Annotated in this window: 12 protein-coding genes; 5 read left to right on the top strand and 7 right to left on the bottom strand. The window is 64.4% G+C overall.

Going from position 1 to position 17124, the window contains the following annotated elements:
- Window positions 1-27 precede the first annotated feature (27 nt).
- From serA to MTX21_RS28795, 5 genes are all read right to left on the bottom strand, one after another.
- Window positions 28-1272 carry a phosphoglycerate dehydrogenase gene (serA, locus tag MTX21_RS28815; protein WP_280968015.1) on the bottom strand — a complete coding sequence of 415 codons (1245 nt, stop codon included), beginning with the start codon at window positions 1270-1272 and terminating at the stop codon, window positions 28-30.
- A gap of 243 nt (window positions 1273-1515) precedes the next feature.
- Window positions 1516-2748, bottom strand: coding sequence for a rhodanese-like domain-containing protein (locus MTX21_RS28810; protein ID WP_280968014.1), 1233 nt, complete (start codon window positions 2746-2748; stop codon window positions 1516-1518).
- 76 nt (window positions 2749-2824) lie between these two features.
- A complete protein-coding gene (locus MTX21_RS28805; protein ID WP_280968013.1) occupies window positions 2825-4009 on the bottom strand; it encodes a PepSY-associated TM helix domain-containing protein in 1185 nt (394 codons plus the stop codon).
- Between the two features lie 2 nt (window positions 4010-4011).
- Window positions 4012-4179 carry a hypothetical protein gene (locus MTX21_RS28800; RefSeq protein WP_280968012.1) on the bottom strand — a complete coding sequence of 56 codons (168 nt, stop codon included), beginning with the start codon at window positions 4177-4179 and terminating at the stop codon, window positions 4012-4014.
- Between the two features lie 200 nt (window positions 4180-4379).
- Entirely contained in the window at window positions 4380-5264 is an 885-nt protein-coding gene (locus MTX21_RS28795) for a dihydrodipicolinate synthase family protein (protein ID WP_280968011.1), read from the bottom strand.
- A gap of 174 nt (window positions 5265-5438) precedes the next feature.
- On the opposite strand from MTX21_RS28795, the gene MTX21_RS28790 reads away from it, so the two are divergent.
- Both MTX21_RS28790 and MTX21_RS28785 read left to right on the top strand, forming a co-directional pair.
- Window positions 5439-6851, top strand: a complete 1413-nt coding sequence (locus MTX21_RS28790) for an FAD-binding oxidoreductase (RefSeq protein ID WP_280968010.1) — start codon at window positions 5439-5441, stop codon at window positions 6849-6851.
- A gap of 25 nt (window positions 6852-6876) precedes the next feature.
- Window positions 6877-7542 (top strand): GntR family transcriptional regulator, encoded by a 666-nt coding sequence (locus MTX21_RS28785; protein WP_280968009.1) that lies wholly within the window; start codon window positions 6877-6879, stop codon window positions 7540-7542.
- Between the two features lie 12 nt (window positions 7543-7554).
- Here MTX21_RS28785 and MTX21_RS28780 read toward each other — a convergent pair whose 3' ends face one another.
- On the bottom strand, window positions 7555-7770 hold the full coding sequence (locus tag MTX21_RS28780) for a hypothetical protein (RefSeq protein WP_280968008.1): 216 nt from the start codon (window positions 7768-7770) through the stop codon (window positions 7555-7557).
- A gap of 192 nt (window positions 7771-7962) precedes the next feature.
- On the opposite strand from MTX21_RS28780, the gene MTX21_RS28775 reads away from it, so the two are divergent.
- The 3 genes from MTX21_RS28775 (at window position 7963) to MTX21_RS28765 (ending at window position 15987) form a co-directional block, all read left to right on the top strand.
- A complete protein-coding gene (locus MTX21_RS28775) occupies window positions 7963-9981 on the top strand; it encodes a YgiQ family radical SAM protein (protein ID WP_280968007.1) in 2019 nt (672 codons plus the stop codon).
- A 565-nt stretch (window positions 9982-10546) separates the two neighbouring features.
- On the top strand, window positions 10547-13903 hold the full coding sequence (locus MTX21_RS28770) for an adenylate/guanylate cyclase domain-containing protein (protein WP_280968006.1): 3357 nt from the start codon (window positions 10547-10549) through the stop codon (window positions 13901-13903).
- A gap of 545 nt (window positions 13904-14448) precedes the next feature.
- On the top strand, window positions 14449-15987 hold the full coding sequence (locus MTX21_RS28765) for an amidase (protein ID WP_280970823.1): 1539 nt from the start codon (window positions 14449-14451) through the stop codon (window positions 15985-15987).
- A 229-nt stretch (window positions 15988-16216) separates the two neighbouring features.
- On the opposite strand, the gene MTX21_RS28760 is transcribed toward MTX21_RS28765, so the two are convergent.
- On the bottom strand, window positions 16217-17059 hold the full coding sequence (locus MTX21_RS28760; RefSeq protein WP_280968005.1) for an ABC transporter ATP-binding protein: 843 nt from the start codon (window positions 17057-17059) through the stop codon (window positions 16217-16219).
- Between the last annotated feature and the right edge of the window lie 65 nt (window positions 17060-17124).

Here is a 17124-nt window from a genome sequence, read left to right as displayed (position 1 = left end):
TGCAACCGGAACGTGACGTCCCGCCGTCTAATGTTCGAAGACCAGCCGTGCGCCGACGGTGCCCTCGAGGGCGCGGATCTGGTCGAGCAGCGTGGACGAATCCTGGCCGCCCAGATCGGCATCGAGCACGACGTAGCCGAGGTCGCCGGCGGTCTCCAGATATTGCGCGGCGATGTTGATATCGCGCTGGAGGAAGACCTCGTTCAGCCGCTGCAGCATGCCCGGCACGTTGCGATGGACGTGGCTGAAGCGCGCGCCTGAGGGCCGCAGATGTAGCTGCACCTCCGGGAAATTCACCGCGCCCATGGTCGAGCCGGTGATGAAATAGTCGACGAGCTTGCGCGCGACCTCGCCGCCGATGCGCTCCTGCGCCTCCTCGGTCGAGCCACCGATATGTGGGGTCAGGATGACGTTGCCGAGGCCCTGCATCGGGCTCTTGAAGCGATCGGCATTCGACGACGGCTCGACCGGAAACACGTCGATGGCGGCACCGGCGATGTGACCGTCGCGCAGGGTACGGGCGAGCGCATCGAGATCGACGACGGTGCCGCGGCTGTTGTTGATCAGGAACGAGCCCGGCTTCATCGCCCGCAGTTCCTTCTCGCCGATCATGCCGGCGGTCTCCGGTGTCTCCGGCACGTGCAGGCTGACGATATCGCTCTGCGCCAGGAGCTCTTCGAGTTTCTCGACCGGCTCGGTGTTGCCGTGGCGGAGCTTGTCGGTGCGGTCGAAGAAGATCACCCGCATGCCCATGGCTTCGGCCAGCGTCGAGAGCTGCGAGCCGATGTTGCCGTAGCCGATGATTCCGAGGGTGCGGCCGCGCACCTCCCGGCTGCCGGTCGCCGACTTGTCCCAGCCGCCCTCATGCGCCGACACCGAGCGCGGAAAAATCCGCCGCAACAGCATTACGATCTCGCCGATCACGAGCTCCGCCACGCTGCGCGTATTGGAGAACGGGGCGTTGAAGACCGGAATGCCGCGCTTGCGCGCCGCCAAAAGGTCAACCTGGTTGGTACCGACGCTGAAGCAGCCGACCGCGAGAAGCTGATCGGCGGCCTCGAGCACCTCCGCAGTGATCTGCGTGCGCGAGCGGATGCCAAGCAGCGACACGCCCTTCAGCGCCTGCCGCAGCGTCTCGCCGTCCAGCGCCTTGGTCAGGCGCTCGACATTGGTGAAGCCTGCGCTCCTGAACAGGTCCACGGCGCTGTCATTGACACCTTCGAGCAGCAGCGCCTTCGCATTCCGCTCGGGGCTTTGATCTGGGGCTGACATAGGATCTCCATGACGATCGGCTTTGTCCGGCGCTCATAGACCGCGGACGAGATGCAACACAATAGGGTTTGGATATGGGAACAAGAAGGCGCGACGGTAGATGTCACAGGCGCCCCGTCATCGCCGCGCAACGGCGAAGCCGTTGTCGCTCGAGATGCGAGGCCTGTGGTGCGAAAGCACCGCAGGGCGAGCCTCGAAGGATGAACGGTCCCGCTGCTGCAGCCGGGCCGCCTGGCCGGCGCTTCAGATGACGTAAAACCCGTGCGTGCCGTCGCGACGGAGCTGCTCGACGAGGCCGTACTCCCAGTCAAGATAGGCCTGCATCGCGCGCGCGGCGACGTCAGTGCCCTCATAGGGGCGGCGGTAGCGATGCGCCGGGTCGGGCTTCGGCACGACCTGCGGCGGACCGACCTCGAGCGCGCCGTCATAGCCGCCATCGAGCACGTAGACCTCCCAGCCCATTTGCGCGAGCCAGGACGCCGTCATGTCGGCGCGAACGCCTTTGCCGTCGGTCAAAACAATGCGCGCGCCGCGCACCGGCGCCGCCATGTCGGTCTCCTGAACAAGCTGGCCGCCGGGATAGTGGCGGAACCCCGGGAGGTGGCCGACCGCATACTCCTCCGCATCGCGCACGTCGAAACGATAGAGCGTCCGACCGGTTTGCGCGTAAAGCGCCGCCGCCTCGCTCGCGCCGATATGGCGAACGCCGGCGCGATAGGCGACATCGCGGGCGTTGGCCGGGCCGCTTTCGAACGGCCCGATGGCGCCGCGGCGGTTCGAGCCGTGGTCCAGCGTGTGCCGCGCCAACGTCCAGCCGATCGTGCCGTTGCGCAGCGCCCGCACCTTGTTGGGCACGCCAGCATTGATCAGCGACTGGGCGCCGATGATCGAGCGCGTGCGGCCTGCACAATTGACGATGATGGTGGTGCCTGGATCGGGCGCCGCGCTGCCGGCCCGCAGCACCAGCTCCGCGCCGGGCACGCTGACCGAGCCCGGGATGTTCATGGTCGCGTATTCGTCGAAACGGCGGACGTCGAGGATCGCGATGTCAGCCTTGTCGGCGATCAGCTTTGCGACCTCGTCGGCGCTGAGCGAGGGCGTGTGCCGGCGCGCTTCGACCAGCTCGCCAAAGGCCTTGCAATAGGAATTGACGTCCGCGAATACCTCAAAGCCCGCCGCGCGCCAGGCCTTCAGCCCGCCGTCGAGCGCACGAACATTGGCGTAACCGAGGCCCGCAAGCCGCTCGGCGCCGGCCGCGACCAGCCCGTCGCCGTCATCATAGAGCACGACGGGCGCGTCTTTGCGCGGCAGCCTCACCTCGGCCTCGATGGCGATACGGTCGACGGCCATGTTGGCGGCGAACAGCGGATGGCCGGTAGCGAAGGCCGCCTCGTGCCTGAGATCGAGCAGCGCGAGCTCCTCGCGCAACAGCAGCGCACGGCGGATCTCGGCGGGAGTGACGGGCTTGAGCATCATGGCATGAACCTCGAAAGGACGAGCCAGGAGCTTTTGGACGATTGCGCAAGCGTTGGCTAGCTTTTCCGGCTTCAGCTCACTCGCCGGGAACCAGGCGCCCGACCGGCGGCTGCACGGGACGTCGCAGCCGGCGGCGCGACAGATAAAGCAGGATGCCCGTGACCGCGAAAAGCGGCATCAACGCCGCGGCGAGCATGAAGGCGAGCTTGCCGGGCCAGCCCAGAATCGCGCCGCGGTGAAGGTCGTACACGCTCGCGATAATCTTCTCGCCGAACGTCTTGTCGGCATAGCGCTCCGCAGAGACCATGTGGCCGGTGGCGGCGTCGATGCGGAATTCGTCGCGTGTGGCCTCGAGCGTAGCCTCCTTCCCCCACGACCGGATCCGCATCACCGTGCCCGGTGCGGCGGGCAGCGTCAGCAAGGCTCTGGAAAAGCGATCGCCCTCCTCGTGGAGGAAGGTCGACCAGGCCCGATCGAATCCCATCGGTTGACCCGGCTCGCGCAGGGCAGCCGCGGGCGGTGGCTTCGGCAACGTGCTTGTGGCAGTGACCTCTGGACGCGCCAACAACCAGACGACGCCGTCCTTGTACCAGTCGAACGAGAACCAAAGCCCCGTCAGCGTCATCACCAGATAGATCGGCAGCACCCAGGTGCCGATCACGGCGTGCAGCGACCGGTGCAGGCCGCGGCCGCTGAGCCCGAGATTCGGCTTCAGCCACATCTTCACGCTGCGCGCGCGGCGGGGCCAGCGCAGCACGAGGCCCGAAACGAGCATGACGATGAGGCCGAGCGCCGCAATGCCGGTGATCGGGCGTCCCCAGCCCTTGGCATCGCCCGGGATCAGCAGCCACCGATGCAACCTGCGGACGGTCGCAAAGAACTCCTCCCCGCGCGGTATGCCCAGCACGCGCGCGTCATAGGGATCGACATAGAGCGAAGCCGGCCGCCCGGCCTGCTCGTCGCGCCCGAAGCGGACGTGGACGGCTGCGGACGGGTCGCTCGACAGCGTGACGGCGGCAACTTTGCCGACATCCTGCGCCGCCTTCAACCGTGCGACCAGCTCGTCCGGCAGCAGCGCCGGTGCCGTTCGCGGCGCGACTTGCATGATCCCGGCGTTCAGATGGTCGACGAGCTCGTCCTCAAAACCCATGATCGCGCCGGTCAATGCGATCAAGGCAAGCAGCGGCGCGAGCACCAGGCCCACAATGGAATGGACTTGAAGCAGGACAACCTTGATCGCGCGCCCCAACTGCACCGCCATCGCTAGAACTTCACCGTCGCCGGCGGCAGCGCCGCTTGCGCTTTCACGGTCGTCGTGGTGATGGGACATTCGGCGAGCCGGACGGCTGCGCCGATGAGAACACTCGCCCGGCTCTTGCCGGCGCAGTTTCGATGGCCGCTGACGCGCTGGCCACCCAGATAGGCACGCACTTTCGATCCACTTCAAGTCACGAACATTGAAGTGTGCGCATCTAGCAGTCGTCGCAGATGGAGAGAACCGTAGAGCGACTTGAATCCCTCTAGTGTTGAATCGTTCTAAACGCGAATGGACGCCGCACGGCAATCATCGGTCGCTTTCGCAGCGATCGCGACACGCAACGTGCCGCAATGCGTCGCGATTTTGCGCGATCTCAAGCGACGACAGGAGCCATCAGCTCGTCGAGCTTCCGCTTGAGCGCGGCGCCGTCGGAGAGCGGGCGCAGCGGCGGTCGGACGCGCAGCCAGCCTGCATCTGCGGTCTGCGCTGCGAGGATGGCCTTCAGCGTCGCGAGGAAGGACGGCGTCTTCACCACGATGTCGATCGCGGCCTGCATGCGCGCTTCGACATCGGCGCCGTCGATCATGCCCTTGACCAGCTCCGGTACGATATTGGCCATGCCGCAGATGGTGCCGGCACCGCCCTCCGCGATCGCGCGGGCGATGTCGGCTTCATTGCCGACGGTGATGGCGAGTTCGGGAGCCGCGCTGCGGAACGCCCGGAATTGCTTGAAGTCGCCGCTGGAATCTTTCAGGCCCGCGACCAGCTTGCCGTAGCGCTTGCGCAGGTTCGCGGCCACCGATGTCGGAATCGCGACGCCGGAGACCTGCGGGATGTGATAGAGCGTGGCGCGCACGCGATCGTCGGCGACCTCGTCGATGATTGCCGCGAAGGCATCCTCGATACCCTCGGGCGTGACGCTGCGGTCGAAATAGGGCGGCAACAGCAACACGTGGCGCAGGCCGAGGCCAAGCACGGCGCGCGTCAGCGCGATGCTGTCGCTGATGGCGGGAAAGCCGCCACCGATCCCGATCCGCTCGGCCGCGACGCCGGCCTTGAGCAGCGCCTCGACGGTCGCGATGCGTTCGGCGACGTTGAATGAGGTGCCTTCGCCGGTGGTGCCGAACAGCACGACGCCGTCGACACCTCTGCCGAAGAGCCATTGGGCATGCGTCGCGAGCCGGACGGGATCCACGCCGCCGTCCGACGTCAGCGGCGTCGCTGCCGCCACCCAGAATCCGCGAATCGCTTCCGTCATCACACCACCCATTGCTGCGGCCTCGGCGTAAGCCCCTGATGCATAACGACCTTCGGGGCTCGATTGGGCCTTGTTTTTGCTTTACTTTTCCCCTTGTACCTTACATACAAGCTCGGGGCAATTCCCGTGTTCGCTCGCGCTCAGTCGGCTGCGGGCGACCTCAAGAGGTGCTGCATGGATATGGTGACCCCGGCCGATCATCCCAACCAATTGCTCAGCGCCCTCCGCGACAAGCTCGGCGCCGCGGCCGTGCTGACTGGCGCCGAGGTGCCCGCGCGCAATTGCAACGACTGGAGCGCGAGCCTGCCGCAAACGCCGCTCGCGGTGATCCGTCCGCTCGATGCGCAAGGCGTCGCCGACGCGATCGCGACTTGCCGGCAGGCGCGGCTGCCGTTTGTGCCGCAGGGCGGATTGACAGGTCTGTGCCGCGGCGCCTCGCCCGAGCCAGGCTGGGTCGCGATCTCGCTCGAGCGCATGGTCGGCATCGAGGAGATCGATCGTGCGTCCGCAACGATGACGGTGAAGGCCGGTACCCCGCTCGAGACGATCCAGAAGGCCGCCGACGAGGCCGGCTTCTTCTTCCCGCTCGATCTCGGCTCGCGCGGCTCCTGCGCCATCGGCGGCAATCTCTCCACCAATGCCGGCGGCAACCACGTGATCCGCTACGGCATGACGCGCGAACTGGTGCTCGGCCTCGAAGTGGTGCTGCCCGACGGCGCGATCATCACCAGTCTCAACAAGCTGATGAAGAACAACGCCGGCTATGATCTCAAGCATCTCTTCATCGGCTCGGAGGGCACGCTCGGCATCGTCACCCGCGTGGTGCTGCGGCTGTTTCCAAAGCCGCGCTCGACCATGGCTGCGCTGTGCGCGCTGAAGGACTATGCCGCGGTGATCGAGCTGCTCGGGGCCGCGCGAAGCGGGCTCGGCCCGCTGCTCTCGGCGTTCGAAGTGATGTGGCCGGACTATTGGGAGGTGATCACGGCGCGCGCCGGCGTAAAGCCTCCGGTCGCCGCAGGCCACGGTCTCTACGTGCTGGTGGAGGCGCAGGGCACCGACGAGAGCTTAGATGCCCCGCGATTCCAGAGCTGGCTCGAAGAGCTGATGGAGCGCGGGCTCTTGGCGGATGCTGCCGTAGCGCAATCGCTGGCGCAGACCCAGGCGTTCTGGCGGGTGCGCGACATCTGCGCCGAATTCGGCCAGGTGCTGGGGCCGCACATCTCCTACGATATAGGCCTTGCCGTGGCGCGGATGGACGAGTTCGTCACGCGCTGCAAGGCGGCGCTCGCGAAGGGCATTGAAGGATGCGAGAGCGTCTATTATGGCCATATCGGCGACGGCAACCTGCACCTCGTCTCCTGGGTCACGGGCCGCGCCATCGAGCACCAGCCGAAGGCGGAGATGGACGCGATCATCTATGGTCTGGTACGCGAAATGGGCGGCAGCGTCTCCGCCGAGCACGGCATCGGCACGCTGAAGAAGCAGTGGCTGGGGCATGCCAGGAGTGACGCCGAGATCGCGCTGATGCGCACGCTGAAGGCCGCGCTCGACCCCGAGCATCTGCTCAACCCCGGCAAGGTGATCTGACTGCCGCAACGCCATGGGAGCGCCGATGAGAGCCTTGAAGCTCGATGCGCCGAAATCGCTGTCGCAGCGCGTCATGCTGCGACTGCGCCAGGCCATCATCGACGGCGATTTCGCGCTTGGCGCGGCGATTTCCGAGGAGATGGTTGCGAACTCCTTCGGCGTCAGCCGCACGCCGGTGCGCGAGGCGATGGGGCAGTTGCAGGCGCAGGGGCTCGTGGTGATCAGGCCGCAGGTCGGCAGCTTCGTCTTCACGCCGAGCGCCGAGGACATCACCGCGCTGTGCACCTTCCGGATCGCGCTCGAACCCAAGGCGGCCGAGCTCGCGTTCCGTCACGATCGCGACGGCGCGATTGCGACAATGGGCGCCGCGATCGCGGCGATGGAGCCCGCGGTCGCGGCCAGGGACAACATCGCCTATGGCCGCGCCGATGCCGCCTTTCACGAGGCGCTGTTCGCGCATTGCGGCAACCGCTATCTCGTCGAATCCTATCAGCTCGTCTCGGGCCGCGTCGCGGCGCTGCGCACCAACCTGACCTCCCCGATCGACGTGCGGACCCGCACATCGTTCGACGAGCATCGCAAGCTGCTCGATTTGTTCGCACACGGCGAGCTCGCGGCGTTCGAGACGCTGGTCACGACGCATATCACCAATTCAGGCGTGGCCTATGCGCGGGCGTTGAAGGTGGACTGAGCGGCCGCTAAATTAGTGCCCGCCGTTCGGTTCGGGTCGATCCAGAAAATCGAGCGCGGTGTTGATCTGCTCGAGCTGGTGCTCGATCCTGTCGCGTTCCTCGACCGCCTGCGCTTTGTCCAGTTGCTCCACGAGCTGCTGCTTTCGCGCCAGCAGGTTCTCTATCACCGTACTCACAGCTCCCCCTCGCCCGAGACGAACATTCAGGTCAAATCCGATTGCAGGCATCAGCGCCTCGATCGCGTAAAGCGCGCCCCCGCGTCGACCCCCTGACCAGAATGTTCGCGGAAGCGGTTGGTTCCTGCGGCCGAATTCCTGCCATCGGGACATCACCGCCCAATCAGGCGCGAGGCGGGAACCGCGATCTATCACGCGCCCGTCGGTTGAATTCGCCTGGCCGGGGTCTTATGCGTAGGCGCCATGGACACCCAAATCACCGCCGAAAGGCCCCTGATGGCCCGGGCGCGGCCCGGCAAGCCGGCGCCGTTCCTCCCGATGAGCCGCGCCGAGATGACGGCGCTCGGCTGGGACGCCTGCGACATCGTGCTGGTCACGGGCGATGCCTATGTCGACCATCCGAGCTTCGGCATGGCGATCATCGGCCGGCTGCTGGAGGCGCAGGGCTTTCGGGTCGGCATCATCGCGCAGCCCGACTGGCATTCGGCCGAGCCGTTCAAGGCGCTAGGCAAGCCGCGCGTGTTCTTCGGCGTCACCGGCGGCAACATGGACTCCATGGTCAACCGCTACACGGCGGATCGCCGCTTGCGCCACGACGACGCCTATACGGCCGGCGGTGAGGGTGGCCGGCGCCCGGACCGTTGCACCATCGTCTACGCCCAGCGCTGCCGCGAGGCGTTCAAGGAGGTGCCGATCGTGCTCGGCGGCATCGAGGCCTCGCTGCGTCGGATCGCGCATTACGACTACTGGTCCGACAAGGTGCGCCGCTCGGTGCTGGCCGATGCCAAGGCCGACCTCTTGCTCTACGGCAATGCCGAGCGCGCCGTCGTCGAGGTGGCAAACCGGCTCGCCGCCGGCGAAGCGCCGCGCGATCTCGACGACGTCAGGGGTGTCGCGCTGTTCCGCCGCGTGCCCGACGACTACACCGAATTGCATGCCGACGACCTCGACTCCGCCGACGAGGGCGCATCGCGGACGCGGGGCGCGACCGTAATCCGGCTGCCGGCCCTGGAGCAGGTCGAACAGGATCGCGAGGCCTATGCAAGAGCCTCGCGCGTGCTGCACCGGGAGAGCAATCCCGGCAATGCGCGGCCACTGGTGCAGCGCCATGGCGATCGCGATCTGTGGCTGAACCCGCCGCCGATCCCGCTCACCACCGAGGAGATGGACGCGGTCTACGACCTCCCCTATGCCCGCGCGCCGCATCCCTCCTATGGCGACGCCAGGATCCCGGCGTGGGAGATGATAAAATTCTCGGTGACGATCATGCGCGGCTGCTTCGGCGGCTGCACCTTCTGCTCGATCACCGAGCACGAAGGCCGCATCATCCAGAACCGCTCGGAAGGCTCGGTCCTGCGCGAGATCGAGAAGATCCGCGACCGCACGCCTGGCTTCACCGGCGTGATCTCCGACATCGGCGGTCCCACCGCCAACATGTACCGGATGGCCTGCAAGGATCCGAAGGTCGAGGCCGCGTGCCGGCGGCCGTCCTGCGTCTTCCCCGAGATTTGTCCGAACCTCAACACCTCGCATGACGATCTGATCCGGCTCTATCGCAAGGTGCGCGAGGTCAAAGGCGTCAAGAAGGTGATGGTCGCCTCCGGCGTGCGCTACGATCTTGCGGTGGAGAGCCCTGAATACATCAAGGAGCTCGTCACCCACCACGTCGGCGGCTATTTGAAGATCGCACCCGAGCACACCGAGCGCGGTCCGCTCGACAAGATGATGAAGCCGGGTATCGGCGCCTACAACCGCTTCAAGCGGATGTTTGATGCCGCCGCCGAACAGGCCGGCAAGAAATACTATCTGATCCCCTATTTCATCGCCGCGCATCCGGGCACGACCGACGAGGACATGATGAACCTCGCGCTCTGGCTCAAGAAGAACCGCTACCGCGCCGACCAAGTGCAGACCTTCCTGCCCTCGCCGATGGCGACGGCGACGGCGATGTATCACACCGGCGTCAATCCGCTGCGCGGCGTGCGGCGCGGCGGCAGCGACCAGGTCGAGGCGATCAAGGGTCTTCGGCAGCGCCGGCTGCACAAAGCATTCCTGCGCTACCACGACCCCGACAACTGGCCGCTGCTGCGTGAAGCGCTGAAAGCGATGGGCCGCGCCGACCTGATCGGCTCCCGTCCTGACCAGCTCGTGCCCGCGCACCAGCCGCCCGGCACCGGCAAGGCTGCCGGCACAAAGCGTCCGATGCGCCCCGGCGGCCGGACACAGCGCTTCACGACCAAGGGCGTGCGGTTGATGAAGTAGCGGGCAAACGAGATGCGATCAGCTTCGCCCTGATGCTTTCCCGCCCCCTAAACAAAAAAGTCGAAAACAACCCCATGCAAAGTAGCCGGCAGTCGCAGTGTCAATGACTTAAGCACTTTGCGAAGCCGTTGACACGTCGGGCAAAACAGGCGCACGATTCTATCATCGGGGCGCGTTGGCTAGGGCGTGCCCAGTTTGGGGGGCGCACCAGGTCCGCTGTGCCCCTGATAACGGCGCAATCGACAACCCATTCGAACGAGCCCTTCTTCAGTGAACCATTTTTTTGCCGCGAGGACTAACCTCTAAGCGGAAATTTACGGCTCGCCATGTCGAGCGGTATCGAAGACATGATTTGTCGTTCCCGCGGCTGCAATACGGTCGCGTGCTGTGGTCGCTCTTCTGCTGATTCAGTCCGGAAGAAGTGAGCTGGCGCCTGCCGTAACCCTCACCACCGCACCTTTCGGAGGGATACCATAACCGAGATCCGGCTGGCCTCGGGTGCAGAGCAGGGCGATTGTGCTTGGATACCTGCGGGAACTGAGCTGAGGGAGGTGTCAAATTTGCCATGAGAGGCGTCGCGGAGTGGCTCGAGTCGATCGGCTTGTCAAAGTACGCTCAGCGCTTCGCCGAAAACGGCATTGACCTCTCAGTTCTCCGCGACTTGACGGACCAGGACCTCAAGGACCTCGGCGTCTTGCTCGGTCATCGCCGCAAGATGCTCCGTGTCATCGCGGAGCTTGATGATGCGGCTGTGCCTAAACCGGCGAAAACAGCGACCGGACCGGGGCGGCCGGATGAGGGCGAGCGGCGCCATCTGACGGTGATGTTTTGCGACTTGGTTGGCTCCACTGCCCTTTCGGCGCGGTTGGATCCGGAGGACATGCGAGCCCTGATTGACGCGTATCATATCTGCATCGCAGAAGTCATAGGCCGTTATCAGGGAAGGATTGCTCGCTATATGGGTGACGGTGCATTGGACTATTTCGGCTATCCGCACGCCCATGAGGATGATGCCGAGCAGGCTGTGCGCGCTGCGCTCGCACTCATTGATGCCGTAGCGAGCATCCGGAATGTCGCCGCGCCGCTGCAGATTCGCATTGGCATTGCGACGGGGACTGTGGTTGTAACCGAGGTGCTGATTGAGGATATTCCAGCGGAGCAAGCGGTTGTTGGTGAGACGCCGAACCTCGCCGCGCGCCTGCAGACGATGGCCGAGCCGGGGACTGTGTTGATCTCCGCGGGCACACGCCGTCTCACCGGGGGAGAGTTCCATTATCGCGACCTCGGTCCCGTCGCGCTTAAAGGCTGGGCGGAGCCGCTCCGGGTTTATCAGGTGCTGGGAATGAGCGGTGTAGAGAGCCGCTTCGAGGCCATGCACACCACCAAGCTGCCGCCGCTGTTTGGGCGTGAGGAGGAAATAGAGCTGCTGCTACGCCGCTGGCGACAAGCGACCCAGGAAGAAGGCCGGGTGGTGACGCTTGCGGGAGAACCGGGGATTGGCAAATCACACATTGCGTTGGCGCTTAATGAGCGGCTCCACGCTGAATCACACGTCACGCTGCGCTATTTCTGCTCTGAGCATCATACCCACAGCGCATTGTTCCCATTCATCGGCCAGCTCGAACGTGCTGCCGGGTTCAGGCACAGCGACTCACCTCAGGATAAGCTATCGAAGCTCGAGGCTCTGCTGGCGCAATCCACACGGGATCCCGAACATCTGGCAGTTCTGGCCAACTTATTGGCGCTCCCGACAGATGACCGCTGCCGATTGCAGGACCTCACTCCACAAAAACGCAAAGAGAAGACCTTTGCGGCATTGCTGGCCCAGCTCGACGGGTTAGCGGCGCAGTGGCCGGTTTTGCTTGTTTTCGAAGATGTACACTGGATTGACCCAACCTCGCTTGAGCTCCTCGCAGCTACTGTGGAGCACGTGCCGCAGCTTCGGGTACTGGTGCTGATCACGGCCAGGCCCGAATTCACTTCGCCCTGGCCGAGCTATCCCCACACCACAACGATCCCGCTCACCCGCCTTGGCCGACGCGACGGCACAGCGTTGGTCCTGCGGGTGACCGGGGGGAAAACACTCCCCAGGGAGGTAATGGAGCACATTCTCGCACACACCGATGGAGTGCCGCTCTTCGTCGAGGAATTGACGAAGATGGTGCTGGAAGGCGGTTTGTTGCGAGAACGGGACGGGGAATATGTTCTCGAGACACCTCTGCCGTCATTGGCGATCCCAACCACGCTGCAGGCTTCGTTGATGGCTCGCCTTGACCGGTTGTCACCGGTGCGGGACGTCGCCCAAATCGGTGCCGTCGCGGGTCGCGAATTCCACTACGAACTTGTGAGTGCCGTCGCCGGGCTGCCGAAGCAGAGATTGGACGAGGCGCTCGACCAATTGGTGCGTTCGGAACTGCTGTTCTGCCGGGGCGAAATTCCACACGCGGTTTACACCTTCAAACACGCGCTGGTCCGGGACGCCGCCTACTCGGGACTTTTGAAGGGCCGACGCGCGGCACTGCATGCCAGAATCGCAGACGCCTTCGAGCAACGGTTCCCAGAAATTGTGGAGGCTCAACCCGAAACTCTCGCGCACCATCTCACGGTGTCGGGACTGTTTGAAAAGGCGGGAGGATATTGGCTGCAGGCCGGCAAGAAAGCCGCGATGCGCTCCGCCAACCTCGAAGCCATCGCCCACCTGCAGCGAGGTATCGAGGCTTCCGTCCATTTGGCCGACGGCGCAGCGAAGAACAGGCTGGAGCTTGATTTCCAGTTCGCTCTGGGCCCCTGCCTGATCGCTACCCAGGGGCCTGCCTCGAACAAGGCGGTGGCGACCTTCACGCGTGCTCGCGAGTTGTGCGAGCGCCTCGGAGATCCCCCCGAGCAGCTACAAATCATGTTTTGGTTGGCCACCGCGAGCGTCATTCGCGGTGAGTTGCCGGTTGCCGAGGAAATGGTCGCAGTCCTGCTTCATCTCGCCGAGGCGCGCGGCAATCGACCAGCGTTGCTCAACGCAATGCGCGGGCAAGCCATGATTCGCCTTTTCATGGGGCATCTCCCCGGTGCCCGCGAAGCGATCGAACGGGCCCTTGAGGCGTTTGACGCAAGCACCGAGGACGAGAGATTGGCGGCCCGTGCCGCCGGCCAGGATGCCGGAGTGGCAGACCTTGCCCTGATGTCTTGGGTTCTTTGGCTGCTCGGCGACGCCGACACGGCAATCACACGAATGGACGCCGCCATCCGGCGGGCAGACGACATCTGTCATCCACATTCGCAGGCTTATGCTTGCTATTATGCGTCTGTTCTCCACGCTCTTCGTGGCGAGGTATTGACTGCGCGCCGCTATGCCGAACGCTGTCTCACCTTGTCGGAGGAACACGGATTCCGGCAATGGCGAGGATTGGCGCTCGCCGTGCGGGGGATATGCATGACCTTTCTTGCCCCTTCATCCAGCGCACTCGAGGAAATCCAGACTGCGATGAATGAATATCGTGGCGCAGGGTATCAACTGGGCATCACGGCACTGTACGTGCTCTTGTGTCCGGCCCTGTTGTCGAGCAATCAATGCGAGGGTGCAGTGGAGCTGATCGAGCAGGGCCTCGCTACCGCCAGCCGTAATAGCGAACGGGTGTTTGAGGCCGAATTGTATCGACTGAAAGCGCGCGCGCTGCTCGTCCGCGGCGCGCCGGAAGCCAGCACCGAGGCGCAATCACGGCTCGATCAGGCATTGACCACGGCAAGAAGCCAACAAGCTAAAGCCCTTGAACTTCGAGCTGCAACGGACCTTGCAGCCTTATGGATCGACCAGGGCAGGCGCGAGGAGGCGCTCGAACTGCTCGCGCCCATCTACACCTGGTGTACCGAGGGCTTTGAAACGAACGATCTGAAGGAAGCGAAGGCTTTGCTCGATCGATTGCGGTGACTTGCGCTATCGCTTGTCCAAACCGCGGCGCACCTGGAAACCTTGTCAGAGATCTTTTTCACCTCGAGATATGCGCCACATGGGTCGCATCCCTTGAAGATCGCCGGTGGCTGCACGATAATCCGCTTGCTGGACAGCGCGCCGCTCGCAGTCCGCACGAGGATGCCTGAGGTATCCAGTAGCGGCTTTAATCGCCGCAAACGATCAGCTCGGTCACGCTCTACGGCCCCAACCTCGACCTCCTGCGGGTGCTGCGCCTTAGCCTGTCCAGATGCAAGCGCTCTGTGTGATGTTGCGGCTTGGTACCACAGCCGCAGCATCGGCGGCCTCCGCTTGGTGGCCGTCGCGGTCGCCGACCAACGGTCGGTCCCGATACTTGAGGGCGAGCAGCAGATCGAGAAGTGAACTCATTGATCGAAGGAGGATATGCCATGCGAGGATCGTCAAACTATTCGCGTCGTCGCTTCCTTCATGCCGGCACGGCCGGGGTAGCGGCAACCGTCGTCGCCGCTGCAACGCCTGTTCGTGCGGCGGCGGAGACCGGCATGCAAGCGCCACCCCCGACGGCAACGGCGCCGCGGATTCTGCGCAAGCCACCGCTGCCCGAACTGCAGCGCATCGCCAAATCCTACAACCTGGATCTCAGCCGCGACGATCTGACGTCGTTCCGAAACCTCATGGATGGTGTGCTCGCGTCGTACCGTCGCCTGGACCAGTTCGCGGAGCCGACATTGGCGGTGAATTACCCGCGGGACGCGGGATTCCGTCCATCCGCCTCGGACAATCGACTCAACGCTTGGTACTGGCGGTGCTCCATCAAGGGCGCAACGTCGGGGCCTCTCGCGGGCAAGAAGATCGCCATTAAAGACAATGTGTGCGTCGCCGGCATCCCGATGATGAACGGTTCCAACGTGCTGGAGGGCTATGTGCCCGACGTGGACGCGACCATTGTGACCCGCATCCTCGATGCCGGTGGGGAGATCATCGGCAAGGCCGTGTGCGAGCATCTCTGCTTCTCGGGCGGCAGCCATACCTCCGACACCGGGCCCGTGCTCAATCCGCACGATCCAAAGCGATCGGCCGGCGGCTCCTCCAGTGGCAGCGCCGCGCTCGTCGTCGCCGGCGAGTGCGACATGGCCATCGGGGGCGACCAGGGAGGGTCGATCCGGATTCCCAGCTCTTTCTGCGGAGCGGTTGGCCACAAGCCCACCCAGGGGCTTGTGCCATACACGGGTGTCTTTCCGATCGAGCTAACGCTTGATCACACTGGGCCCATCGCCCGCACCGCCGGCGATGCCGCCCAGCTACTCGAGGTGCTTGCTGGTGCCGATGGCCTCGACCCGCGCCAACCGGCGGGACTTCGTACCGAAGCGTATACCAAGCTGCTCACGGGACACGCCCGCGGCTTGCGGATCGGTATCGTCAAGGAAGGATTTGGCTGGCCCAATTCCGAGCCCGATGTCGACGCCATGGTACGCGAGGCAGCGCAACGCCTGACCCGAGCGGGGGCAACCGTAATCGAGGTATCGATCCCCCTCCACCGCGACGGCATTCACATATGGAACGCTATCGCCGTCGAGGGCACCACGATGCTGATGGTCGCCGGCAACAGCATGGGAACCAATTGGAAAGGGCATTACACAACTTCGCTCCTGGACTTCTACGGCCGGAGCCGGCGGGTGCGCGCCAATGACCTCTCGGAGACCGTCAAGCTCGTCATCCTGCTCGGCCAGTACATGCAGGACAATTACCAGGGTCACTACTACGCCAAAGCCCAAAACCTCGCACGCGTGCTCCGCGCCGCCTATGATGAGGCGCTTGGCGGCGTCGATCTCCTGCTCATGCCGACGTTACCTTTGAAAGCTACGCTACTCCCCGCCCCGGATGCGAGCCGCGAGGACTACGTTGCGCGAGCACTCGAAATGATTTCCAACACTTGCCCGTTCGACGTTACTGGCCACCCTGCCACCACGGTTCCGGCAGGCATGTCGGCAGGGCTCCCTGTTGGCATGATGCTGATCGGACGCCACTGGGAGGACGGCACCGTGTTGCGTGCGGCTGACGCGTTCCAGGTCGTCGGATAGACGAAAGTAGCGAATTGCCGGCTAACAGTAACGCCGGCCCCAAGCTTCGGAAACAAGAGGCCCGCGAGTTATCTTGACGCGAGCCTCTGCCGCTTAGGAGTGATCCGTCGCCGACACCGCCCAGATCACCGCCACTAGCGCACGGGCACGCCGGACCGAACCTGCTGGCAGATGCCGACTTACATCTGTCCCCAGCACCAGCGGGGGGCCGATCACTCAGCGTCATCGGCTAGGCGAGCCAGCGCTTGCGCCGCTTGTAGTGCTTTACATCGCGATATGATTTTCGCTTGTCGCCGGCGACGCCGAGGTAGAACTCCTTGACGTCCTCGTTTGCGGCGAGCGCGCGCGCTTCGCCGTCCATCACCACGCGGCCATTTTCAAGGATGTAGCCGTGGCTCGCATATCTGAGCGCCATGTTGGCATTCTGTTCGGCGAGCAGAAACGATACACCTTCCTTGACGTTGAGATCTTTCACGATCTCGAAGATCTCCTCGACGATCTGCGGCGCGAGGCCCATCGACGGTTCGTCGAGCAGGATCATTTTTGGGCGCGACATCAGCGCGCGGCCGATCACGCACATCTGCTGTTCGCCGCCCGACGTATATCCGGCGGTCGAATTGCGCCGCTCTCTGAGGCGGGGAAAGTAGGCGTAGACCCGTTCAAGATCCTGCGCGATCGCCGACTTGCCGTCCTTGCGCGTAAAGGCACCGGTCCGGAGATTCTCCTCGACCGTGAGATGAGCGAAGGCGCGCCGCCCCTCCATCACCTGAATGCAGCCGCGCCGTACCAGATCGTTTGGCGAATGGGACTGCACCTCGACGCCATCGAACAGGATCGAGCCTTTGGTAACATCGCCGCGCTCCGCGTGCAGCAGGTTGGAGATCGCCTTCAGCGTGGTGGTCTTGCCGGCACCATTGGCGCCGAGAAGCGCGACAATGCCGCCTCGCGAGACCCCCAGCGATACTCCTTTCAACACGAGGATAACGTGATCGTAGACGACCTCGATATTGTTGACCGACAGAAGCGGAGCGGCGGTTTCAGTTGCCGTGGCGAAAACCCTGTCAATTGACACGCGCAGGCCTTTCCAAACAGTGGCAATCCGGGAGCCGCGCATCGGCTCCCGGAGCGATCACACGG

Origin of the sequence: Bradyrhizobium sp. ISRA430 (assembly GCF_029909975.1) — a bacterium.
Taxonomy (GTDB): domain Bacteria; phylum Pseudomonadota; class Alphaproteobacteria; order Rhizobiales; family Xanthobacteraceae; genus Bradyrhizobium.
This window is presented reverse-complemented; position numbering and strand designations above follow the sequence as displayed.